4 protein-coding genes are annotated in these 25737 nt (G+C 73.6%); all 4 read right to left on the reverse strand.

Going from position 1 to position 25737, the window contains the following annotated elements:
* Nucleotides 1-176: 176 nt before the first annotated feature.
* The gene (locus B207_RS0114260; RefSeq protein ID WP_026311050.1) at nucleotides 177-22334 is read right to left on the reverse strand and encodes a hypothetical protein; all 22158 of its coding nucleotides are present in this window, start codon (nucleotides 22332-22334) and stop codon (nucleotides 177-179) included.
* An 83-nt stretch (nucleotides 22335-22417) separates the two neighbouring features.
* The gene (locus B207_RS0114265) at nucleotides 22418-22762 is read right to left on the reverse strand and encodes a hypothetical protein (RefSeq protein ID WP_018637224.1); all 345 of its coding nucleotides are present in this window, start codon (nucleotides 22760-22762) and stop codon (nucleotides 22418-22420) included.
* Nucleotides 22759-23211 carry a YbaB/EbfC family nucleoid-associated protein gene (locus B207_RS0114270; protein WP_018637225.1) on the reverse strand — a complete coding sequence of 151 codons (453 nt, stop codon included), beginning with the start codon at nucleotides 23209-23211 and terminating at the stop codon, nucleotides 22759-22761. Before B207_RS0114270 ends, B207_RS0114265 begins: the two co-directional genes overlap by 4 nt.
* Before the next feature lie 45 nt (nucleotides 23212-23256).
* Nucleotides 23257-25737: a hypothetical protein gene (locus B207_RS39745; RefSeq protein ID WP_026311051.1), complete on the reverse strand. Its 2481-nt coding sequence runs from the start codon at nucleotides 25735-25737 to the stop codon at nucleotides 23257-23259.

Genomic DNA, 25737 nt, shown 5'->3' on the forward strand with positions numbered 1-25737 from the left:
TCATCCGGTTCCTTCCGCCGACCGGCCCGAGCCCCGGCGGACGCGGGCTGTCCGCCGGGGCCGGAGAGCGGCGGACGCCGCCCCACTGCCCAGGGACACGTACGGAACGTCCCGACCGGTTCACCGTCCGCGTCCCGGGGTCATCCGGCGTGGTCGCCGGGGTCTGCGGCGCGTGCTCAGAAGCGGGCGGGTGACGCGGCGGTTGGCGGCGGCTGCACGTTCTGCTGCGGGAGCAGGTTCAACGCGCGCAGGGTCAGGTAGGTGCCCAGGGCTCGTTCAAACCCTCGTTCGATGAACGAAATGATGATGTCGGAGAGCCCACCTCGGTGGAAGACCCGCCCGGAGCCGGCCGAGTGCAGCAGGGTCCGCGCCAGGCCGAACGCGAGGGCCACTCCGACGGCCCCGGCGCCGCCCCAGGCGCCGGCACGTGCCGCTCTGGCGCCGGAGAGCGGGATGAAGTCCTTGGGCAGGCCGAACGCGGCGGCATTCACCGTCGTGGCGACGAAGGCGGCGACGAATCCCATGAGAAGGGTCGTCTGGAGGTAGTCGTAGCCGATCGTCCGCCACCGGGGCGGGTTCTCCGTGCCGGCCCACTCGTTGTCCCAGTGCTTGTCCTGGTTGTACGGGTTGCGGTTGTAGTCCTTCCCGCCGTCGACATTGGCGAGGCCGTCCTTGAAGCCCTTGAGCCCACCGCCCTGCCAGTCGTGGTAGGCGCTGTTCGCGGTCTTCAGGAAGCTGCCGATCGCCGCCCCGACCAGCGCTCGCAGGTAGTCGGGCTCGGTGAGCTTTCCCCGGTTGAACATGGCGGCCACCATCACCTGCGCGGCGAAGTCGATGACGAGTTCCTGGGCGAAGTCCAGCGACGCCTTCTGCGCGATCTTCCGGACGGAGCCGACGAACTCGCCGACGAGCCCGTCGACCGCCTTGTACTGGAGCCGGTTCGTCTCCCGCCACATGCGGTTCTTGCCGCGGAGCTCGCTCATCCGGCCGCGGTACTCGAACTCGCGGCCGACCAGGGTGAAGTTCGAGTGCTGGATGGACCAGCGGTTCAGCGGGCTGCGTTCCCACACGGTTCCGGACAGGGAGCGGTAACGCAGCAGCCGGCCGTCGACGTCGGTCTCCCGCCACTGCTTGTGGAAACTCTCGGACTCGCGGAAGACCCCGTCGCCCAGGTCCCTGCGCTGACGGAAGACGGCTCCGTAGTCGAACTCCTTCCAGGTGCCCCAGCCGACCGGCCGGTCCGGCGGACGCGGCGGGTCGTACTGACGCACGCGGCCGTGGGCAAGCTCGCGCAGGATGTTCCCGTCCCCGTCCCGGTCCTCCCAGCGTTGCGGGCGGACGCCTCGCGGCACGGTGGGCAGCCACTGTGCGTCCGGATGCAGCCAGAAGCGCCGGGCAGCGGAGCCCGGTACCGGAGAGCCCTCGGTGTCGCGGATCTCGGAGTGCCACGTCCCGTCGGACATCCGCTGCGCCGCGAGAGAACGGCCCTTGTCCAGCGACCGGAAGTCACGGATCCGCTCGACCGACCCGTCGTCCCCGGTCCGCAGATCGTGGAAGGAGTCGTCCCAGGCACCGGTCCAACGCTCGTTGCGCCCGCTGATCCGCGTGCCGCTCCCGCCGATGCTGTCGGTCCAGGACCACTCGCCGGTCTGTGGATCGCCGTGGGCCGAGACCTCGATCATGCCCGGCTGCACCGGGTTCGGCGCGGCGGGTGCCCACAGATCCGCGCGGCCGACGATCTGCCCCATGGTGTTGCGGGTGACGATCCTGATCACCCGCGGGTCGTACGGTTGCTCCGGTTCCGGCCGCGCATGGGGACGGTGCACGGTGATGACGTTCCCCTGCCGGTCGGCCCACCGGACAATCCTGAAGCCCCGCGGGACATATATCCTGTTCTCCCCGATGTCGGAAACCGTGTCGACTATCCTGTTCTCCCCGATGTCGGAAACCGTGTCGACTATCCTGTTCTCCCCGATGTCGGAAACCGTGTCGACCCAGCGTTTCCCATCCGCGGCAAAGGTCCGCCGACCGGACCGGACCATCAATTTTTCCTTGTCCAGCTCGCGCCAGTCGAGGGTGCGCGCCCCCGGATTCGGTTCAGCGCCTTCGAGTGCGGCCCATCCACGGTCCGCCGCTCGGCCGATCTCGACGGTGTTGCCGTTTTCCAGCCTGATCATGCCGCGAACGAACAGGCCGCCACGGGTGAAGTCGGAGAAGGCACCGTCCGGGGTCACTGTTCGCACCCCGGTAGACACCTCGACACCATCGGCACCGGTCTCGGTCCATTTGAAGACCTGGAAGCGCGAGTCTCCCATAATCCATCCAGGATTGGGGAAGTCAACCGCTCCGAGGGAGCTCTCGAACAGCCAGCTGAACGGCCACAACCCGAACAGCCGCGCCGCTGTCCTGTCAAAAAAACCGGGAATGCTCTCCGGGGTTTTCCACAGCACGTCCGGGGGGCGTTGCTCGGCCCACCGCCTGGTCTTCAGCCGGTGCCCGTCCTCGATAACCTCGAGGCTGCCGACGTCCTTGAGCTGGGGCGAGAACTTCTGGTAGTTCTCGTCGAGGCGGTAGCCGCCGGACTCCTCGTCCAGGACGATCCTGTTCTCCTGGTAGTGCAGCGCCCTGGAGAGCAAGTTGAGTGCCGAGCTGTACCGGTGCGGCACCAGCCGGTCGCCGTCCGGGGTGACGAGGACGTCCTCCCAGTTCCGGTTCCACGTCTTCTCACGGACCCCTTCGTGCGTGAGAGTGCCGTGCCGGTTGAACCGGTACCAGCGCCAGGACTCGTCCGCGAGACGATCGGCGCGGATCAGGCCGCCGTCCGCTGTCTGCCGGTACTCCCGCACCTTGCCGAAGAGGCCCTGTTCGTCCCACCACAGCCTGCCCTCGGCCAGGTCGGAGTAGACCCGCGCACCTTCGCGAGCATGCCTGCCGAGGAGGCCGCCACCGTGCCCGTCCCACTCGATCCAGTGCCGTCTCCCATCGGCCCGCTGGAAGGTCTCGACGGTCCTGACCGGGTAGGTCCGGCTGTTCAACGGCTCGCGCGAGTAGACCGCGGCGCCGGCAGCGCCGAAAAGCCGTAGCGTGCCGTCCCACTCGACCACCACGATGCCCCTTCCGCCGTACCTCCGCAACGGTGCGTCCGGTGCCGCCGCGGGCGCGGCCTCAGGCTGCCCGCCCCCCGGGCCGGGGCCGACAGCCACCCGGACCCACGTGTCCGCCTCGTAGTCGACGACATACGCGTCGCCGAGCGGGGCGGAGTCGCGGGGTCCACCATCGACGATTCGAATTGACTCGGACCAGAGATCACCGGCGTGATCGATGATCTGGAAGTCTCCCCGGTGACCGCTGAAGCCCGTATCGGTGATCCGGAAGCCGACGCCCGGCTCCCGGGACACCTGCACGTTCGGGACTTCCTCCAGATTGCCCGCGATCCAGTGAGTCAGGATGAGAACGTCGTTGCCGTCGTCGTCCCTACGGACGAAGAGGCTCCTCCGGAGATTTCTGCCGGCCAGGTCCAGCAGGAAGATGTTCTCCTCCTGGAGAACGCCGTCGGCGGTGAATCGGTGCAGGCTCCCGTCCGGGCTGGTCAGACTTAGACTTTCGCCGTCAGTGACCTGCATATCCCATCTACGGTCGGGGCCGCCGAGGTCGGTGTGAAAGCCTCCGCGGGTGACGTGGTCGACCACCAGGTACCCGAAGTCATCACCATGTGCGTCCTGCGTGCCGAGTCGTTCGGCGATAAGCGCTCCGGAGTCGTCGAAGTCGCGCCAGGACCGGTCCAGCGGATCGGTGATCCGGTGACCGCCCTCCAACCGCCGGTAGGCGAACTCTTCGACGATGCCGTCCCTGGTCAGGATGGCCGTGCTGGCCGGTAGGTCGATCTCCAGGAATCCGGCGGGGGCACCGCCGCGGGTGTCGACGTCGAGACGCAGTCCGATCAGATCACCGCCCACGTCGAACCGGCGCCATGATCCGTCCAGCCGATCGGTGATCTGGTGACCCCCACCCTCCAACGGCCGGTAGGCGAACTCTTCGACGATGCCGTCCCTGGTCAGGATGGCCGTGCTGGCCGGTAGGTCGATCTCCAGGAATCCGGCGGGGGCACCGCCGCGGGTGTCGACGTCGAGACGCAGTCCGATCAGATCACCGCCCACGTCGAACCGGCGCCATGATCCGTCCAGCCGATCGGTGATCTGGTGACCCCCACCCTCCAACGGCCGGTAGGCGAACTCCTCGACGATGCCGTCCGGCCGGGTGAGGGTCGCCGTCCCGGCGGACACGTCGATCTCCAGGGCACCGAGCCGCACACCGTGCGGCCCCCGCACGGGCAGGCCTTCCTCGGTCTGATCTCCGGCGGTGACCGGGCCGGCCGCGCCGGGCTCGCGGGTGTCCGTCGGCCGGGCGCCGCCGGGCAGGCGCGGGCGTTCCAGCAGAGACAGCCGCAGCGCATTCTGATCCGCTGCCCGCAGCGCCTCGGCATCGAGACCGAGCCGGTCGAGGCCGTCCTGCGCCTCCCGCAGCCGGGCCGCCGCACCGTCCAGATCGAGACCGGCCTGGAGCTGGGCGGGCGTGGCGGGCGCCTTGCCCCCGCCGGCACCGGTCGCGGACGTTCCTTCTCCCCGGTCGCCCCGCGAGTCGGGATGCAGCTGGTGGTAGCGCGCCTGCGCCAGGGAGAAGTCCCGCTCGGCCACCCGGTAGGCGAGCCAGGCCGCGTCCGCGGCGGCGCCCGCGTTCAGGCCGACGAACAGCCCGTCGTCGTCGATCAGTGACGGGACCGCGGCGCCGCTCTCCTCCGTCCCGTCCGGGCGGATGACCACGAGGTCGTCGCGCGGGGCGGGGAGCGGGCCGCGCCCGCCGCTCGCGCTGTTGTTCACCGGGGACGGTTCGACGCCGCGGCCGACCTGGATCACCGGCGCGCCGAACTCTGTAGCGAGCCGGCGTACGTCGTCCTGGAAGACCGCGTACCGTCCCTCGTCGGCCGGTGGTTGCGACCACAGCACCACCGTCGCGATCTCGTCCGGCCTCTCCGCCTCGGACCGCTCGACGACCTCCGCCGGATCGAACGGGCGGGTGCCGCCGTCGCCGAGCCCCACCCCGAGCCGCCCGTCGTCGAGCACGGCGAGTTCGAGGCCGAGCGCGGACGACTCCGGGGCGTAGGGGCGGAAGAACGCCTCGGGACGGCCTCCCCGCCGCCGCACCACCTCGGCGGACGGTGCCCCGAGGCCGCCCGGCCCCGCGCGCAGCCACATCACCTCACCCGGCGGCCACAGCCGCCCGGCCGCGTCCGTGCCCAGGGGTGGCTGCCGTCCCTCGGGCCCGGCGACCAGCTCCCAGCGGCCGGCGTCCCCGAAGGCACCGCGCAGCGCCGGATGGTCGGAGAGATCCACCTCGGTGGTGCCCGGCTCCGGCGCGAACACGGACATGTCCCCGTCGGCGCTGCCCGCCTCCGCCCACGCCCGCGCCTCCAGGACCGGGTCCCACTCCAGCGAGGAGTCACCGAACAGGAACCGGCGGGGGATCACCGCGATCGGCTGCCGGTTCCAGCCGTGGGCGCGCAGGAAGGCGGGCATCCGCTCCGGCGGCAGCACGTGCGGCGGCCCGTCCGGCCGGTCGACGACGAACTCCACGCCACCGTGGTCGTCGCCCCGCACCAGCAGGCCACCGACCTCGAAGACGTCATCCCTCCGGCGGCCGTCGCCCGCCCACTCGGAGCGCATGCGGTCAGGCTGCCGGCGGTCGACGGCATACAGACCCGAGCCGGTGACGAGGACGTCGGCCGCGGACGGAGCCGGCGTGATGGCGTCCGCGTCTAGGTCCATGAGGTCCGAGATGTCCGGGGACTCATAGGCGGGCTCCGGAGACAGCGGGGACGGTGTCCCGGCCGCCGGCCACGGCCACGTCCCCGCGGAGACACCGTCCAGGACGTCTCCGTCGATGTCCATGGCGTCCGGCGAGGACTCCGCGGACAGCGAGGTCGGTGTTCCGGCCGGGCCGCCCGCCGGCCACGTCCCCGCGGAGATACCGCTCAGGATGTCGAAGGCCCGCGACACGGTCTCGTCCGTCTCGTCGGCGGGCGGCCGCGGTTCGCCGGGAAGCGGCGCGGGGAACGGGGTTCCCCGGGGCCAGTGACCGAGGCCGCGCGACGGCCACAGCGCGAGGTGGCGGCCGACCACCGACTCCGGTCCGGCGTCGTGGACGGCGACGGTCGGGTCGCCGAGGCGGCCACTCGCGCTGACACTGTCCGACCCCAGCCAGAGCAGATGCAGCCTGAGTGCGTCGGCGATCGCCGCCCGGTCCGCCGTCAGCCGGTCGACGCCGGTGATGTCGAGCCCCGCCGGGGCGCGAGGGCCATCCAGAAAGAACCGCACCGCCGCGGCCACCGGGCCCGGCGCCTGGACCAGCAGCCCGTAGAGGTCCGCGGGGGCGGACCCGGGATGCTGCAGTGCCGCGCTGTGCAGCACCGCCGTGACCAGACCGTCCCCGTCGTAGGGAACCCACTGCGGGACAGGCATCACCCGCGCAGGACCGACGGGCCACGCGTCGATGACGCCGCCCGGGCCGGGATAGCGCGGCGCTGCGGGGCCGGCCGCGACCGCCAGGTAGGTCGGGGGCGGCGTAACGGGCTGGTCCGGGTAGGTGAACACCAGCTCGGCGGCGGCCGGACGCTCGGCCGGTTCCCGGCCCGAGGGCCCCAGTGCGCTGCCCGGCGCGAAGCGGGTCGCGAGCGGGTCGGTGTGCCGGCGGACATGGGCGACGGGGCGCCGCCACCTGTTGGCCAGTTCGGCGACGTGCGCGGTGAACACCGCGTGGGCGTCCGCGTCCGCGGGGGGTACCGACCACAGCACCACCTCCGTGATCGTCCCCCGGGCGCGGCGGTGGGCGGCCGTCACGATCTCGTCGAGCGGGGCCTCCACGACCGTTCCGTCGCCCAGCGTGACTCCAAGCCGGCCGCCGGCGCGAACAGGAAGATCGAGCGCGAACACTCCCGCGCCGCTCGGGTAGCCGAGATCGTCGCTGGTGTACCGCGTCCAGTGTCGCGCCGCCATCGCGCCGGTGGGCGCGGCGAGGCCGTTGTCCGCCATCCGCAGCCAGGCGGCCTCCCGGGGCGGCCTCAGTCCTCCGACCGGGTCCGTCACCAGCGGGACGGCGAGCCTCCCGGGCGCGAACACCACCTTCCATCGCCCGGGGGCCGACCCGCCGTCGCCGGTCTCCACCCGGAGGGTCAGGGAGTCGACCTCGTGCGGCGAGCCGCCGTCGGCGGCCGGCGCGAACACGAACGCACCGGCCGCCGCGCCCACCTCCGCCCAGGCGCGCAGCTCCAGGTTCCGGTCCCGCACCTGGGCGGACTGGCCGAGCGGAGTCACCGCGAGCGGCACCTCGTGGTCCCGCCAGCCGTGTCGGTACAGCAGATCCGGCATCCGGTCGGGGGGGATGGTCCGGGTCGTGCCGTCGAAGGCGCTCACCTCGAACGCGGGCCTGCCGCCCTGGTCGGTCCGGACCCGCGCTCCCCGCACCTCGAACACATCGTCACGCCGGACCGGCTGCCGGTGGCCGGGAGCGAACAACCCGGGTGCCTGGGCAGCGAAGGTAGACGGGTCGGTGAAGGTGACCCGCCCGGGCTGTTCGATCACGGCGTCGCCCGGCCGGGGCCGCACCGCCCCCTGGGCGTCGGAGACCCACCTGCTCAGACCCAGATCCGCCAGCGGCCCGAGCGCGCTCCAGCGGCCCGGCCGACCGGCCCTGTCACGTGCCCGGACCTGCCCGTCGGAGAGGACCCCGCCGTCCCCGCCGACGGCGACCTCGCTGCCCGCCGCGAGAACGATCACCTCGACCCCGAGCCCGCGGGCGAGATCCGCCACCGTGGACCGTGAACGGCCTGGTCCGTCCGGCGTCCAGATCCTGACGTCCTGGCCCGGCCGCCAGCCGTGCGCGGAGAGGAACGCCTCGAGGTCCCTCTGGTCGGCAGGCGGCCGGGCCGAGGCCTGGCCCGAACTCCAGTCGGCTGGACTCCTGTCGGCTGGACTCCTGTCCGCCGCGGGCCCGGCCTCCGGGCTCACGACGCCCAGACCCCCCTGGCTTCGCGGCAGAAGCACGTCGAACAGCCCGGTGTCAACCGCGGCGAGCTGGTGGAACGCCGGCCGCCAGCGCAGGAACTCGGGCAGCGTCACGGACGCCAGACCGCTGTGCCATCGCACCGGCGCACCGCCCCGGGCCGACACGAGCGTGCCGTCGGGCGCAGGGGCCAGCCACCTCGGCGCGACGACGGCACCACGCGGGATCCCCGCCGACAGCCCACCCGCCTGAGCGCGCGGAGCCACCACCTCCCAGGTGACGCCGCTGTCCGAGACGACCCGGAGACGACCGTCCGTCATCTCCTGGCGGCCGTTCCTCGCCGGCAGCCAGATCTCGGTGCCGAGGTGCTCGGCGAAGGCCCGCGCCTGCGCGCGCAGCGCGTCCCACCGCGTCCCGGCCTCCGCAGGCGATCCGGGCTGAGGCGGCGCCCAGAGCTGGACCGGACCGCCCTGCCAGCCGGCCGCACGCAGCAGCTGCGCGAACGCGTCGTCCGACAGCGGGGCCGGGCCCGCGGCTTCGGCGGGACCGGCTGCGGCCAGCTCCCCGCCGGCAAGGCGCGGCCAGAGCACAGTGGTCACATTCGGGACCGGGTCCAGCTGGCCGGCGATCTCGGCGAGCTCGCCGGCGAAGACCACGCCGTGCCCGGGCGGCAGGCCGGGCGCAGAAGGCAGGCCGGGAACGGAAGGCAGGCCGGCAGCGGGGCCGGGAGCGGGAGCCGGGCCGGGAACGGAAGGCAGGCGCGGCGACGGGCCGGAGGCCCGCGGCAGGTAGGGATCCCGGGGCGCCTCGGTTCGCCCGGGTGCACTGTCGGGTTCCGGCAGGGCAGCCGTGGCCGGCTGGCCGCCGACGAAGACCGGGTCCCCGCGCAGCGCCAGCCGGACGTCCCGCAGCGCGTCGCGGGTCCACCGCAGCGCCTCGGCCTCCTCCGGCAGCAGCTCGGCCCGCGCGAACGGGAGCGACCGGACCAGCGCGGTCGTCTCCTCGACGAACCGCGCGACCCGCTCCTCGTAGCCACCCGCCCGCGGGTCACCCGGAAGGAACCCGACGAGCGGGAACGTGACCACGTCCACGGTCCAGGTACCTGACAGCGCGGTCCCGGGCCGTGCCGCCTGACCGCCGGGGTGGCGCCTGTCCGCGTCCGCGGCCAGCGCGAGGACGATCTGGCGGGCCACGTCGTGGGGCGTCGCGGCGAGGGAGACGGCTGCGCCGTCCGAGAGGACGACCAGCCCCAGCCGGCCGTCCGGATGGCTCTCGACGACCACCGGCAGCCGGAAACGCGCGGCTGCCGCCTCGATCCGGCGGCGGGTGGCTTCGTCCACCACCAGGGAGGCCAGGTTCAGCCCTCCGCGTACGGCGGAGCCGGCCAGCACCTCCGGCACCCGCCACGCGCCGTCTCCGCCGGTGGACTCGGCCGCCAGTGTGGTGGCGAGCACCGGCACATCCGGCAGCTCGGCGCCCACCCGGACCGCGTAGTGAACCCCGTGGTACGGACCACCGTCGGCGTCCGACCGGGTCAGTACCAGCCGTACGTCCCCGAATGTCTCGCCCGAGCCGGCCCACAGGAAGTCGAGCATCGCCGCCAGCTGCTCGGCGGGCAGCGCGACCGGCCGGGCAGCCGGCCGATACCCGACCGCGCCGGCGGGGCCGCCCTCCACCAGCACCGTGAACTGACCCGGCCGCCGCGGCGGTGACACCTCGGCGTGCCCCCCGGTCAGGTCGATCCCGTAGAGCCCCTCGCCGTCGACCAGCGGCCAGATCCGCAGGTCGGAGATCCTGGTGCCGGACGTGTACCAGCCGGCCGGATCCGCCTCCCGCGGGGCCACCGCGGCCGGCTCCGGCGGGTGGAGGGCGGGGGGACCGCCCTCGGCCGACCAGTGGCCGGCAATCGTCACCAGGTCGCGGTGCATCTCCTGGACGAACCACTCCAGGCGCCTGCCGTACTCGGCGGGTGGCGGCGTGCCCCCCTCGGGCACCGACGGTCGTACCACGATGAGCCACGGCGGGGTGGCCAGCGGGTCCCGCGCCCGTTCGGTCATCCCGCGCGCGATCGACCAGGCGACCACGTAGGGAGTCGCCGGACGGGGGCCGTCCGACGTGGTGAGCCCCAGCCTGCCGTCGGGATAGCTCTCGACGACCACCGGGAACCCGCCGCCGGCCAGCACCGCCTGGGCCCGCCCGGCCGCGGAGGCGTCCCACCTGTCGGCTCCGGCCAGGTCAAGACCGGGGCCACCCGAGGAGGTCAGGGACGCCGGTAGATCCCGCCGCAGAACGCGGGGCGCCGGCCGCCAGCTGGCGGTCGCCGACCCGTCGTCCGCACGTGCCCACACCGGTGTGAACACCGGGAGCGGCAGAACGTCGCTGACCAGCGACGCGTGCTCGATCCCCCGGTAGGGCGGCCGTGGCGGACCGTCCGGGTCCACGACCAGGACGATGGCAATGGCGTCACTGTCACCCCACTGCTGCTCCACCAGCCTGGCGAGCAGCTCGGGGGCGAGGGGAACCTGCTGGAATACGCCCTGCTCGTCAGGGCGATAGCCGACGACGCCCTCAGGCCCACCATCGGCCAGCACCACGAACCAGCGGCCGTCCCGGGGGGGCGCGGGCATCCGCTCCTCCTCCGAGTCGCCCGTCCGCAGGTCGATCCCGTACCGCCCCCGGCCGTCGGCCAACACGGCCACCCGCAGGTCGCGGATCTCCACCCCGTCCGTGTACGACGTCGAAAGATCCAGTTCGGCGAACGCGGAACTGTCATCCGCCGCCCGCCCGGTCACGCTGTCCTCGACGAGCCCGGCTCCGGGCGGAAGACCCCACCGCAGGCCCACCGGACCAGGCGCGCCGGGCGCGGGAGCGGGCTGCGCGGATGCGGGCTGCGCGGATGCGGGCTGCGCGGATGCGGGCTGCCCCGCGGGGCGGCTCTGAGCGGGCGGCATCGTCCGGAACCAGCGGTCGGTCTCCTCGACGAACCGCGCGAGCCGGACCGCGTAGTCGGCCGACCGCGGCCCGTGGTCGGCGAACTCCTCCGGCCCGACCACGACCAGCCACGGCTGCGTGGCGGCCGGGTCCACCCCCCGGCTCGCCAGCTGGAGGGAGATCTGTCGAGCGATGCCGTGGGGAGTCGACGCGACGGTGACGTCACCCGCCTCCAGGCCCAGCCTGCCGTCCGGGAGGCTACCGACGATCACCGGGAAGCCGCCCGCGGCCAGGACCGCCCACCGATGGTCGTCCGTGGCGCCGTCGGGTGCGCCAGCCGCGGCCAGGTTGATCCCCCCGTCTCCGGGCAGGGTGCTCACCTGGATGTCGTTCACGGTGCCCGCCGTGCGCACCTCTCCGCCGAGCTCGGCGGCCAGCCGCTCCTCGTAGGTGAGGCCACGCCGGCCCTCCTCCGTCACAAGTTCCGGATGGGCGATCAGCCGGACCGGCAGTCCTGCCGCGGCCGGCCGGGCACGGACCAGCGCGGCGAGCTGCTCGGGCGGGACGAAGACCGGAGTGCTCAGGCGCCCGCCCGAGGGGGTCGCCAGCCGGCCTCCCACCCAGCCGCCGAGGACGCCGTCCCAGCTGGCGCGCGCCGCGACGACGTACTCGCCCGGGATCCTCGGGGGCGGCGTCTCACCTCCCCCGGTCAGGTCGACGCCGTACTCCCCGGTGCCGTCCCGCAGCTCCCGGACGTCCAGGCCGGCAGGGCTCATCCCGGCCGCGTACCACTCCGACGGGTCGTGGCCGGGCAGCTCGAAGGGATGGCCGGCCGGTACCAGCTGCCTGGTCAGGCTGTCCCCGACGAACCCCACCGGCCCGCCGACCCGTCCGCCGGCGGGACCGCGGACCAGAACCCACTCACTGGCGACGAAACCTCCGAGATCATGGTCGAACAGGACCCCGCGGGCGACGAACACCGGCTGGTTCTCGTTGAGCTCCGCGATCCGGGCGGCAAGCCCCAGGAACGCGGCCGCGGGCTCCCCGCCGCTCGCCGCGAACAGCCGGACCGGTGTGGCCGGCCGTCCCTCCGTCCGTGCCGCGCGCAGCCAGGACACCACCTGCTCCGCGCTCAACGGCACCAGCCGGTCCGGGCGCCAGGACGGTGCCCCGTCCACGGCGTGCACGCCCACCAGGGGAAGGCCGCTCGGATCACGCGCCAGGGACGTCGCCATCCACTCGTCGACGGTCACCGGGGGCTGACCGCCGGCGTACCTCCCGAACAGCAGCGACCCGTACGAGTAGACCCCCACTCCCAGGCCCTCGGGATCGAGGTCGGGGTTGTCCCACCGCTGGACGAGCTGGCCGTCGCGCGCGATCTGGTACCCTGGCGGCCGCCCGCCCCGGCGCGCGGCGCTCTCGGTGGATGCCCCGGCCGGGTACGCGACGAGCAGATCCTCCGCGCGGGCCGGGGCCGTCCTGGGCGGGCCGCCCGTCCCGTCGTCGGACATGAGCGGGACCGCGCCTCGGCGCAGGTACATCACCGGCCGCCCGAGCACGTCGGCCAGCCGCTGGACGTCCTGCCGGAAGACGTCGTACGCGGACTCGTCCGCCGGCGGCCGCGACCAGAGCACCACCGTCCCGACCGCGTCCCGCGTGCCGAGATCCTCCCCCTCGACGACCTCCGCGACGGCGTCCCGCTCGGTGGTCTCCGCGGCGCCATCCAGGAAGTCCCGCACCCGCCGCGCCTCGATCTCCCGCGCGATCTCCGACCGGCGCGCGGCCTCGCGGATCCGGGCCGCCACCTCCTCCAGATCCGCGCGCCGCTCGCTCCCGTCCCCCAGCCCGACAGCCAGTTCCCCGGCGGGGAGAACGGAAAGTTCCAGAGAGAAGGCCCCCGCCCCCGCCGGGTGGCCGGGATCGAAGGCTGTCAGCAGGCCGCCCCGGCCGGTGACGAGCCTCGCGGACGGGGCCGCGAGCCCGCCGCCCGCCGCCTCCAGCCAGGCCGGGCGGTCCGACCGCCACAGCCGGCCGGCGAGGTCGGTGGCCAGCGGAACCATCGGCTCCCCCGGCACGGTGTGCACCGTCTCCCACCGGCTGGGACGGCCGCCCGGTCCCGTCACGGTCGGCACACCGCGCAGGTCCACCGCCGCGGTGTCGGTGGATGGCAGGAACACCGGCACCCCCAGGGCCGCGCCCACCGCCCGCCACGCCGCACGCTCGAGGGGCCAGTCGACCGCCTCCCCGGGAAAAGCCGCGGTCGACAGGGCACGAGGTGTCACCGCGAGGGCCCGGCGCTGCCAGGAACCCCCGACCCGCAGGCGTTCCGCCATCTGGTCGACGGAGAGTTCGCTCAAGGCACCATCGAGCAGGTCCACGACGAACTGCGGGGAGCCGGCGCCGGTGCGCCGGACCCGCACACCCACCATCTCGTAGACCTCGGGCTGGGTCTGGCGCCGGGTCAACAGGCCCGCCACCCCGGCGGCGTACCGCCGAGGATCCACCGCGTGCGTTCCCCAGCCGAACCTGGCGAACGCCGAGTCCGGCCGGAGCACGGACGCGCCGTCGACCGACATCCACCTGCTGGAGCCCGCGGCCGTCAGCGCGTCCCAGCGGCCGGCCCCGCCCTGCACGCCGACTGCCGTCACCCGGCCCTGGAACACCGGGCCGCCCGCGGTGGCGACGCTGCCCACCGCCGGCACCAGGATCTCGACGCCGGTGAGGCGGGAGTACTGGGTCAGGTGCCCGCGCCAGGGAGCAAGAACGTGCCCGTTCCCGAGGATCCGGATGTCCCGGATGTCCCGGCCCCCCCGGTAGCCGAGCCAGGTGAGGAACTCGGTGAAGCCCTCGACGAACTGGTCCGGGGGCACCTCGTCGGCCGGGATCGCGAAGATTCCGCCGGCGGGCCATGCGACATCGACGAACTCGCGGCCGGCGGCGACGGACGCCGGTGACGGAGCCGGCGGGGGGAGGACGGGCACCGTGGGCGGCGCGGCTGACGCCGCGGCTCCCTCGTTCCGGGATGTCTGCCCCGGCCCGGTCGACGGCGCGGGGCCGGCGGCCGGCGGCAGCGGCGGGGCCGGCGGTCGAGGTCGAGGTGGAGAGACGTCCTCCCACGTGCCCGGGCTGCCGTCGGCGAGGTGGACGGTTGGCCGGCCGCTCAGGGAGACGTCGTCGGCCCGCGCCTCCGGCAGGAACACCGCCACCCCCAGGATGCTGCTCACCTCCCGCCACGCCGCCACCTCGGTGTCCCGGTCCCACACCGGCGGCCGACCGGTCCGGCCGTAGAACCGACGGGGGATCACGACGATCGGCCGGTGCTGCCAGGCGGGCAGTGCCCGCAGCTGGCCGGCGAGCTGCGCCGGCGAGAAGGACGCCGCCGTCCCGTCGAGCCGATCGGACCGGAACTCCACGCGGCCGTCGGGAGCCCGAGCGGTCAGCAGGCCACCCGCTTCGAAGAAGGTCGGCTGCGGCGCGCCCCGCCGCTGCAACTCGACCACGCCGCGGACGTACCCGGCGGAGGAGAATCCCCACATTCCCGACGGCAGGACGGCCACCGTGTTCTGCTGCCGGGGCCGCACCACGCCGCCTTCCGGCTGCCATCTGCTGTGCTGGGCGGCCAACGGCCCGAGCACCGTCCAGTCGCCGCCATCCCCGTTGCGGGCAATGGCGCGGACCTCACCCGCAGGCGTCGCGGCATCGCCGCCGCCAGCTCTGAGGAACGGAACCGAGCTGCCCGCCGCCGGGATCACGATCTCTATGCTGAAGCGCTCGGCGAACTGGGTCAGGAGCGGTCGCCACTCGGCTATCCGGTCGCCGTCGAAGTGGATCCTGATGTCCTGGCCCTGTTGGTACCCGAATCCGTTCAGGATACGCTCGAACTTACCGACGAAACCCTGCACCGTCCCGGCGTTCGGCGGACGGGAGAAGATTCCCTGGACCGACGGCGCGACCTCGAAGAAGCCGGTGTCGGCCGCTGCCAGCCGACGCAGCCGCGGTCGCAGGTTCAGGTACGACTGCAGGTCGGTTTCCAGCACACCACCGCGCCACCGGACAGGGCGGTACTGGTCGGCAACCGCCAGCGCCCCGTCGTCGTTCTCGTCGAGCCAGTGCGGCGTAACGACGGTGCCCGCCGGTGGCGGGAGGCTCACCGGTGGTCTGACGACCTCCCAGAGTCGGCCGCCGGCGGGTCGGGACGCTCCCGCGCCGGGCGTCACCCGCAGCCGGCCGTCGCCCGTGACGTCCTGGCGAGCTCCCCGGGCGGGGAACCAGATCTCCGTCCCGAGCTCCGCCGCCATGGGCCGCAGCTGGTTCGCCAGCGCCTCCCACCGCCGGGCCTCCGAAGGACGGCCCTGCGCAGGCGCCCACACCACGAGCGGCCCACCTCGCCAGCCCCTCGCTGCCACCCGCTCGGTCAGCTCCTGGGCCGTCGGCGCGCGCGGCCCGCCGTCCTCACCCGGCACAGCACCCGGCACAGCCAGCTCACCGCTGTCCAGCCGCGGCAGGAACACCCCGGTCACCCCCGCCGGCAGGCGCACCCGGTCGGCCACCGCCTCCAGGTCGGCAGCCGGTTCGTTCCGCGCCTGGGAGGAGGATCCGCCGGCGGGTTGCTCGTCGGGTCGCGTGCCGCCCGGCAGCCCGGGCACGCGTCCGGTCAGCAGCAGGTGGGCGGTGCGCTCGACCAGCTGGCTGATCGTCCGCTGGGAGCCGCCGGGGGCCACGGCCTGGCCTTCGATCTCCTCCCGGATCCGCGCGTCGCCGAAGCCGGTGAACAGGTCCGGGTCCCCGAAATGCCGGAAATGGTTGCGCACATCCTGCAGCACCCCACGCCAGTCGGCGTCCGACAGCGAGCGGAGCCGCTCAGGCAGCACGGACGGCCCCGCGGCCAGCGACGCAGGCGCCTCGGCCGGCGACGCGACCGAAGGCCGGTCGAGACCGCCGGGCGGGCCGCCGCGCCGGGGCAGTCCCAACGTGCCCTGCGCATCGCGCGGCAGGACAACCGTGGTCACGTCCGGCGACGCCGAGCCGGAACCGTCCGCCTCCGTGGGTGGGTTACCGGCGTCCGGCTGGGGCGTCTCCGGGGCAGGCGGAGGAGCATCGCGGGTGAACTCCGCGTAGGCCGGCGGGTCCTGCCCCAGGGCATCGGCCGACACGGCCGCCGACGAGGTCACCGCGGGTGCGGGTTCCGGTGCGGGTTCCGGTTCCGCGTACGCCGGCGGAGCCTGCCCCAGGACGTCGGCCGACCCCACCGGCAGCATGGTGATCAGGGTGAGGGTCTCCTCGGCGAAACGCCGTTTGCGCGTCGCGTACGTTCCTGCCAGGGCGCCAGGCGCGGCCGCCCATCCGGGGACGATCAGTTCCACCGGGGTGACGGCCGGGTCGAGGCCGTGTGCCGCCATCGCCGCGGCGATCAGCCGGGCGAGGGCGTGCGGCGAGGTCGGCCGCGGACCGGTGGCCGTCGCCAGCGTCAGCCGGCCGTCCTGGTCGCTCCCGACGAGCACCGGGTATCTCCCCGCCCCCACCGCCTGGCGGACCTGCTCGCTGGTGTCGGGCTCCCACGCGGTCCCCTGTGTCAGGTCCAGCCCGGCGCCGAGCCCCTCGGGCAGTGTCCGCGCCCGGATCGCGGGTGCCTCCCGCCAGGTGACGGACGCCGCGTGCGGCTCGGGGTCGCTCGTGGCGAACACCGGCTGCCCGAGCTCGGCGCCGAGCAGCGCCGGATAGCCGGGGTCGAACAGGGCGCTGCCGGCCGGGCGCGTCAGCCCGCCCACGGCCAGATGGACCGGGTCGATCGCACCCACACCCACACCCGCAGCCGCGCCCGCTGGCCGGTGGGCGGCGATCACGGCCGCGAGCTGCTCGGCCGGGATCCGGATCGGCAGGCCACCACGGTGCCCGGAGACGACTCCGAGACCGCCGTCGGCCACCACCAGGAACGCACCCGGCCGCCGCAGGGGCACCGTCTCCCGTTCGGAGGGTGGCCGCAGGTCAAGGCCGTAGACGCCGTCGCCGTCGGCGAGCGGCCGCACCGACAGCTCGGAGACCTGTGCCCCCCGCACATACCATTCCCAGGCACTCGTCTCCGCCGGCTCGAACGGATGTCCCGTCGGCACCAGCTGCCCGGTCGCGCTGTCCCGCGTGTACTCCCCCGGCCGCCGCACAGCCGATGGGAGGAGGTGGGGAAGCCACCGCGCCGCGACGAAATCCGCGAGAACCGGATCGAACCGGGCGCCACGGCCGAGGAAGACCGGCTGCTCCTCGTAGCCCCGCGACATCCACAGGGCGAACGTGTCGAGGGTGTTCTCTTCCGCCGGCTCCGCCGACGCGACCAGCCGGACCGGCGTGGCAGGCGCACGCCGGGTCCGCAGCGGTCTCAGCACCTCGTCCGCGGTGAGCGGCACGAGCCGGTCCGGACGCCACGACGGATATCCCCGCACGGTGTGCACGGCCACCAGCGGAAGACGGCCGGGCCCGGCGCGCATCGTCCGCATGACACTGTCCAGGTGGGAAGGCAGCGTGCTTTCGCCCTGGTCACGTGCCCCGAACAGCAGGAGCCCGTCCCCGTAGACCCCCAGCTCGGGGCCGAGGTCGCGCCGGCGGACGAGCGCACCACCCGGACCGATCCTCACCACGAGCGGCGGGGGATCGTCCGCCGTGCGGTCGGGATAGGCGAAAGCGAGGCCTGCCCGGGGCCCGGGCAGCGGCCCCAGCCCCGGTGACGAATCGCTGTCGTGGACCGGAGACATACCGGCACCCCGGATGAGGTGGATCACCGGTGTGTCGAACTCGGTGGCCAGGGCGCCGACGTCGTTCAGGAACCTGCCGTACTCCGCCGCGCCCGCGGGCGGCTGCGCCCAGAGCACGACCAGCTCGACACCGCGCGACGCGAGGAGCCGAGCCGCGCCGGCGACCTCCGCCGGGTCGAACGTTCGCGCGTCTCCGTTCCCGAGCCCCACCCCCAGGCGCCCGTCCGCCAGCACCGGAAGCTCGACTCCGAGGACACCTCCCAGGTAGGGGCGGGAGTAGGGCGACAGACTGCCGCCCCGGGCACGGACCAGCTCCGGGGTCGGAGCGCCGAGGCCGGTCGGGTTCGTCGACACCCAGGCGACGGCGCCCGCCGGCCAGCGCCGGCCCGCCGCGTCGGTGACCGGCGGAACCGGACCACCCGCCGGACCACCCGCCGGGTCGGCCGCGAAGCGGGCGTCGAACCGGCGGGGAGCCGAGCTCCCGCCAGCGGCGGCCCGCGCACCGCGGGCCCGCGCCAACCCGCCCCGCGGGCCCCGCCCGGCCTGGTCCAGCTGCCCCCCCGAGCCCCGCCCGCCCAGGTCCAGCCGCCCGAGCGGGCCCGTCACCTGCCAGGAGCCCACGGTGCCGTCCGGGCCGACCGGCCGCGGCTCACCGCTCCACGCCACGCCGCCGTCCGCCTCGACCGCGACAGTGTCCTCGGCCGGTACGACGATCTCGATGTTCTCTGCGCGGGCGAGGCGGTCCAGGAGCGGCTGCCAGTCGCCGATCCCGTGCCGCGTCCAGATCCGCAGGTCCTGGCCTGGCCGGTAGCCCACCCCCCGCAGCACCCGCCGGACGGCCTCCACCGAATCCGGCCGCATCCCGCCGAAGGGACCGTCGCCCGCGCTGTCGACGATCTCGAAGAAGCCGGTGCGCGCCTCGCCCGGGCGGGAGGGGTGGGACCGCAGGTCGAGGTACTCCGGCAGCGTCATCCACGCGGCACCGCCCTGCCAGCGGACCGGCCGGCGGCCGGCGGCCGGCGCCAACACGCCCTCGGCGGCCGACTCAAGCCAGACCGGTGGACGGACGGCCCCGCCGGGAACCGGGCCCGGCAACGCGTGTGCGCCGAGAACGCGCCACCCCCGGCCGGCGCTGACCCGCATGCTGCCCGAGGCGAACTGCTGGCCGCTGCCGTGCTCCGGCAGCCAGATCTCGGTGTTCAGCGCCTCCCCGAAGATCTGCATCTGGGCCGCCAGCAGTGGCCAGCCCTGGCCGGGCCCCGACACGGGCGGGGCCCAGAGCTGGACCGGGCCGCCCCGCCAGCCCGCCTCCGCCAGCAGCTCCCGGAACACCGCGACCGACAGTCGGTCGGGCGCCCCGTCGACGGTGCCGCGCCGGGGCAGGCCCAGCTCGCCGCGGGCGTTGCGCGGCAGCACGACCGTGACCACACCAGGCGGCGAGACAACGGTGCCGGCGACCACGGCCGACTCCGGCGCCCCGGGGGCATGGACGACCCCACGCCGCGGATCCGCCTCGACGGTGTACCTGCCCCGCCACGCGCCGGCCGGCCCGGCCCCGACCGATCCGCCCGCGACGGCGCTCCCGCCGCCGGCCTCGCCCGCGCTGTCGGCCGTGGTCAGCCGGCCGGAGATCTGCCGGGGGTTCCGCGACGCCGGCCGCGCCGAGGCGCGGACCTCGATCTCCACGACCTCCACCGGCAGACCGACCTGGCTCCAGCCACGGCCGAGGAACGACCGCAGCTGAGACCGGACCAGATCGGCCAGCTCCGTCGCCGCGCTGTCCGGACCGGACTGGAACCACCCGCCGCCCTGGGCGATCTCCAGGATCACCCGCACCGGAGAACGACCGTCACGGAGGCGCGCCACCACCTCGTGGTGGACCTGGTCGGCGAACCGACCCAGCAGCAGGAACTCCGGATCCCGTCCGCCGAACGACCGCCTGCCCTCCGGCACGACCATCGTGAACCTGACGGCGTCAAGCCCGCCACGCGAAACGGACGGACCGGTCCGCACTGCGGAGGACGGTTCGCCCGTCGGTTCGTTCTGCCCCTGCGTGGATGATCCACCGGCGGGTTGCTCGCCGGGCCGCGCCCCGCCCGGCAGCCCCGGGGGGCGCCCGGTCGCGAGCACCCAGGCGGTCCGCTCGACGAGATGCCGTTCCGTCCTCTTGGCGCCGCCCGGCGCCGCGACCTGGCGCTGGTACTCCGCCCGGATCTGGTCGTCGGTGAAGCGGCCGAACAGATCCGGGTCCCCGAAGTGGTTCCGCACCGACCTCACGAGGTTGATCCAGTAGGCAGCGGTCGTCGGCTCCCCGCGGCCCGGCGCGTCGCCGCGCAGCATCGCCGTCATCTCAGGGGCGAGATCCTCGGGTGGGCGCGGCTCCAGTACCTCACCCTCCCTGGGGGCCATCGCCAGGACAGCGGTCCCGTCAGGTTCCGCGGCGGACGCTCCCAACGACGCCGGTGCCTCGATCGCCGGCGTGGCCCACTGCCCGAGCGGCTGCGGGCCGCTGGCGGACGGGCCGCTGGGAGCCGACGCCGCGGGGAGCGACGCCGCAGGTAGCGATGTCACGGGAGGCAACGTCACGGGAGGGGACGTCACGGGAGGGGACGCCGCTGGAAGCGAGGCCTGAAGACCCGCCGCCTGGGGAAGTGCGGGTGCGGAGGCGGTGAGCGGAACAACCGGTGCCAGCACGGGCGGGACGGGCGGGACGGGCGGGGTCGGCGTGGGCTGGCCTGCCAGCGGCGACGGTGTGGGCGTGGCGGCGGATGCATCCGGGATCACGCCGTCCGGGCCGGCCGACTCGTTGACCGCCAGACTGCCCGCCGGGTCGACGGTGCCCGGGTGTCCCGGATCCGGGCCGGCCGGATCACCCGGGAGAACCAGCCCGTCCCCACCGGCGCCAGCCACCGTGCCGGTCGGGGTTGAAGGCTCGATGGCGGCCCGGCCCTCGGGTGATGGTGCCCATCCCGTACCTGGGTCGGGTGGGTCCGGCGGGTCACTGGGCGGGCCGGAGGGCAGGTCGCCGGCGGGCGGACCGGAAAGGGTGTTCGGATCGGGGGGCGGCACGCCGGCTCCCGCGTCCGGGTCCCCGGACGGCGGAAGTGGGGCAGGCGAACCCGGGTTGTCCGGGACCGGCCCCGGGCTGCCGTCGCGCCCGGTGTCGGGAACCACCGCGACGAGACCTGCCCCGTCGGGTGGGGACGCGTCGCCGCGGACGCCGCTTCCCGCCTCCGGCCCGCCGACGGCAGGCCGGTCACCATCCGGCAGGACGGACGGATCACCCGTCCCGCCTTTCAGCTCCGCGTTCCCGCCCGTCCCGGCCGGGAGCACCGCGGGATCCGGAACCTCGTCGCCGAACAGGCCGGTCACGCTCCGCGCAGCGGGATCCGACGTCACCGACCGCCCGTCGGGCTCCCCGATACTCGACGCATTCGCATCCGACGGAATCAACCCGTTCGGATCTGGAACCCCCGCTCGCTCCGGGCCCGGGGCTGGACCCGAAGCTGTTCCCGCAGATGGACCCGCAGATGGACCCGGGTCCGGGCCCACGGCTGGGCCCGGACCCGGATTGACGCCCAGCCCCGTACCGACACCGACACCGGCGCCGAGGCCCGTGCCGACGCCCGTGCCGAGGCCCGTGCCGACGCCCAGGCCGGCTCCTCCCGCCGATGTGGGGTCCGCGGTGTTCGGGTTGACGTTCGGTCCGCCGAGCAGACCGCGCCCGGCCCGACCAGCCCGGTTGCCGAGGAACTCCCCGGCGGCCTCGGCGACGGCCGACCACACGGCGGACACGTTGACCTGCCACTTGCCGTCCACCAGGCCGGAACCGAGGAACTCGGCGCTGGTCTCCTGAATGATCGACCACAGGCTGGCGTTGGTCAGGCCGGCCGCGAAGTTGTCGACGCCGCCGGCTACCCCCACTTTCTTGAGAAAATCGTCGAACGCTGTGGTCGCCTTCGACATGAACGGCAGGCTGACGAGCGTGGTCGCCGTTCCGACCAGCGCATGCAGGGTCATGCGGCCGAGTTCCTTGGTGTCCACCCCCTTCCGCCTGCCATCCACGATCTGGTCGATCATGGCGATGAGGGAGGAACCCGGCATGAAGAGCATCTGCATCAGCAGAACGCGGAGCTCCACCCGCGACGCGAGAAAGATCAGGACAGTGCGGAGGTACCACCGGTAGTACTCCGCGAGGGCGATCGCGATTCCGATGCCGAAGAATCCCTCGGCCAGTGCCTCCAGGATCTGGGCCATCATGAAGGCGAACATCGTGATGCCCTGCGTGCGCATGTAGTCCATTTCCAGCGCCGTGCTGTCCAGCCCTTTCGCGCCGGACTTGAGCAGGAGCCCGCCCTGCGGCAGCAGATGCGGGGGGTCGATGACGAACCTGGAGGTCTGGTCCACGAACTTCCGCCCCGGGCTGCCGCCGACGGACGCCTGCACCGAGCGGACGAGCTCCCTCAGGTCCTGGGAGAGACCGTTGATGACCTGGTCACCGTAGGCATCGAGAATCGAGGCCAGCGCCCACATCATCCTCGTGTCGGCCTGGGGCAGCCGCATGCCGGTGAACGCGAGCACCGCGTTGTCCAACGAATCGGCCACCCGCTGCCCCTCCCTCCGTCACCCGTGGGCACCGCCTCCCCGGGGCGCGGCCCAGCCTGACCAACGCCCCGGGTAGTGGGACCTCAGCCGCGGGACCCGCCGCCGGACCCGCCCCAGCTGCCGCCGAGCGCCGTCGCGTCGCCCTCGGTCTGCTCACCGATGGCACGCACGACCTGCAGCCGGTCGCCCTGAAGACCGACCGCCTCGCCGAGCGCACCGAAGATCTTCTCGAACGAGTCGATCAGCCTTTTGAAGGTCTTCCCCGCGGTTTCCGACATCTCGTCCTCCACACCCGCGGCGAACGGGTGCTCGGCGAGCGTCTCCGTGAGCTTCAGTCCGAAGAGGACGAGGGCGCTCTGGAAGGAGAACAGCGCCGGTACCTTCTCCCCGATCGCGTCGCCGTCGTGCCACAGCGGCTCGCCGCTCACGTCCAGTTTCCCTTCCTGTCGGGAACACCCGGCCCGTCCGGCCGGCCTGCGGCGTCCGGAACGTTCCTCGTGAACATGTCGAAGAGTTCCGACATGAACTCGTCGGCGGTCTCGGGCCGCGGGAGGTCACGCCCGACGACCGGCACGTCGCTCAGGAGGTCCCGGACCATGGCCACCGCCCGGTCCCGCGCCTTCTGACGGGCCCGCTCGATGGTCTTCACCAGAATGTCGGCGAGTTCGGCCGGCGGCAGATCCCGGTACCCGTCACCACGGAAAGAGATATTCTTGAGGGTGCCGTGACCGCCCACTGTGACGGTCACCATCTTGTTCTTGTCGCTGGCGCGCGAGGTGACATCGTCACCTTCCCGCATCATGCGCTGCGCGACCTCGCCGGTGCGGGCCAGGCTGGTGAGCGCGGTCTCCATCATGTCGTCGTCGATCTGACTCATCGGGTCTTCTCCTGTGTCGTCCGGATCGCAGGCCGGCCGGGCTGGTCAGCGCCGACGGACCCGGCCGCCCCGGCCGGGTGCCGGGGTGGGCAGAGCCGGGTCGCGGTACGGGGAGTCGTCCTGCGTCGGGGTGTCCTCGCGGCCGACGACGGCCGGGCCGCACACGGGATCGGTGCCCCAGACCTCCTCGTCCTCGGTCAGCCAGGTGTTGCGCTGGCGTTCCCGTGACTGGCCCCCGCCCCCCATCGGTGCCCCGCCGCCCATGCCCATCGGCATGGGCATGAATGGCATCCCGCCCGCCTGGCCGGCGGCCGCGGCGCCGGTTCCGCCCGCGGCCGGTCCCGTGCCCACACCGGGGATGATGAGGCCCTCCGTGCCGGGCAGGTTGACGCCGGCCGTGCCGAACCCACCGCCGGCGCTGCCGACGGACCGGGCCATCGGCTGGCGGATGTCCCCGACCGCCGTCCCCGAGCCTGCGCCGCCGGGCGACACCGGAGTCACGTCCAGACCGTCGATCCTGGTGGGGAACTGCGTGCTCGGCGTGGGTCCGGGCAGCCCGCCCAGGCCTCCGCCACCGAACCGCGGAACCTCCGGTCCTCCGCCCAGCCCTGAGGTGCCCGGGGGGAGCAGGCCCGCGTCACGAAGGGCCTCCAGATCCGCGCCGCCGAGCGGGAGGCCGTCCAGCAGGCCGGCCCGTTGCAGGGTCCCGAGCTGCTCGGGGGTGAGGTCGCCGAGATTGCGCAGGCCGTCGGTGTCGAAGCCAGCCTCGCGCAGCGCCTCGGCCTGGGCGGGGGTCAGCGGGTGGGAGTCGAGCAGCCCCGCGTCCGCCAGCTCGCCGAGCTGGGCCGGGGTCAGGTCACCCAGACTGCTCGGCCTCCCCAGGGACCCACCGCCCAGGCCACCGAAACCAGTGCCAGTTCCCGACTGGCCGCCGGTGCCGCCGCCGAGGCCGCCAAGCCCACCGACGCCACCGCCGCCGAGGACGGGCCCGAGAGCACCACCGACACCACCGCCCCCGAGACCACCCTCCAGACCCCCGAGGCCGCCGCCACCCCCGAGACCACCCTCCAGACCACCGAGGCCACCACCACCCCCGAGACCACCAAGGCCACCACCCGCGCCGAGGCCGCCGAGGCTTCCGAAGCCATCCCCCAGGTTGTCGTTCAGACCGCCGAGACCCTTGCCGATCCCGCTTGCGAGGTCGCCCAGCCCCAAACCCATGTTCTCATTGAGGCCCTTGAAACCGGCACCCATGTTCTCGTTCAGATCCTCGAGGAAGTCGCCGAGGTCACCGGAGCCCGGTGCACCGCTTCCCGGCGGGCCGGCCGGCCGGCTGGGGGGCATCGCCGGCAGCCTGATGAGGGACGCCGTCCGGGCGAACTCGGCCCGCATTTTCTTCGCTTTTTCCAATGTCGGCGCGAAGCTGTTCTGCACCCGGTTCGCCCAGTTCGTCCGGACAGCCTGGTCGATGGCCACCCACGACGGCTCGCGCAGCACCGGAAAATCTCCGACGACACCGCTCCACTCCGGGAAGCGGATGTACATCTCGCCCCAGATATCATCAAAGCCAACATTGCCCTCGTGCAGACCCCGCGCGCCGCGGATGTGTTTGGCCTCCCACAGGCCACCGGAGGCGTTCCGGTTGGTGGGGTCGTAGGTGTCGAACACATTGGCACCGTTGAACATCGCGGCGAGCAGGAGGTAGGGCTGGACCCAGACCCCTTTCGGCTCGCCGGCCGGCAGCGGCCGCGCGTCGACCTGCTCGCCCTGCCAGTAGCGGAGGTCGAGGTCGAGCTGGGTCAGGAACGCCCGTGCGGAGGCGAGCGAGTCCTGGAGCGGAAGCTCCCACTTCTTGATCTCACGCGCCAGGTCGACAACGCCACGGCGGGCCTCCCACACCCGGTTCCGGAAGGCCTGCGCGGCGGAACCGGAGAACTCCACCGACTTCGTATCGATGCCGGTGATGTCGACGCTCAGGCCGTCATAGACGGTCTGAGCGAAAGCGGCGATACCCTGGAGCGCGAGGCTGACGCCCTCCAGGGTCCGCACGTCGAACACGGATTCCGGACCACCACCGGCCAGCGCCTGCAGCATGACCCGGAGGTTCTCCCAGGCGCTGCCGATCTTCTGGAGCGGGTTGGTTCCGTCGGCCTGCGGCGGGTTCGATGAACTCCCTGTGGACCCGCCGTCCTTCGCGCCGAACCACACCCGGACCCATTCGATGTTCGAGGACCAGTCATTGGTCATCCACCGCCAGAAGACGATCGAGTTCTCGATGAGGGCCGGCTTGCTGCTGCCGCTGACCTTGTATTCCTCGTCGTGTGGCTCGGCGATCAGCCAGGGCGGACCCGCCGACCGGATGGTGTCCGGGCGCAGCTGAGTGTCGAGAACGCCACCCGGGCCCGCCTGCTGGCCCCCACCGCCGGGCGTAGCCGCGCCCTGGCCGCCCGTGCTTCCCGCACCGAGGGTGTGACCGAAGACCTCCCTGACGACGTCCTCGATCTTCCCCTCGTCACCGACCGCCAT

The sequence above is a fragment of the Parafrankia elaeagni genome, from assembly GCF_000374165.1.
Classification (GTDB): domain Bacteria; phylum Actinomycetota; class Actinomycetes; order Frankiales; family Frankiaceae; genus Parafrankia; species Parafrankia elaeagni.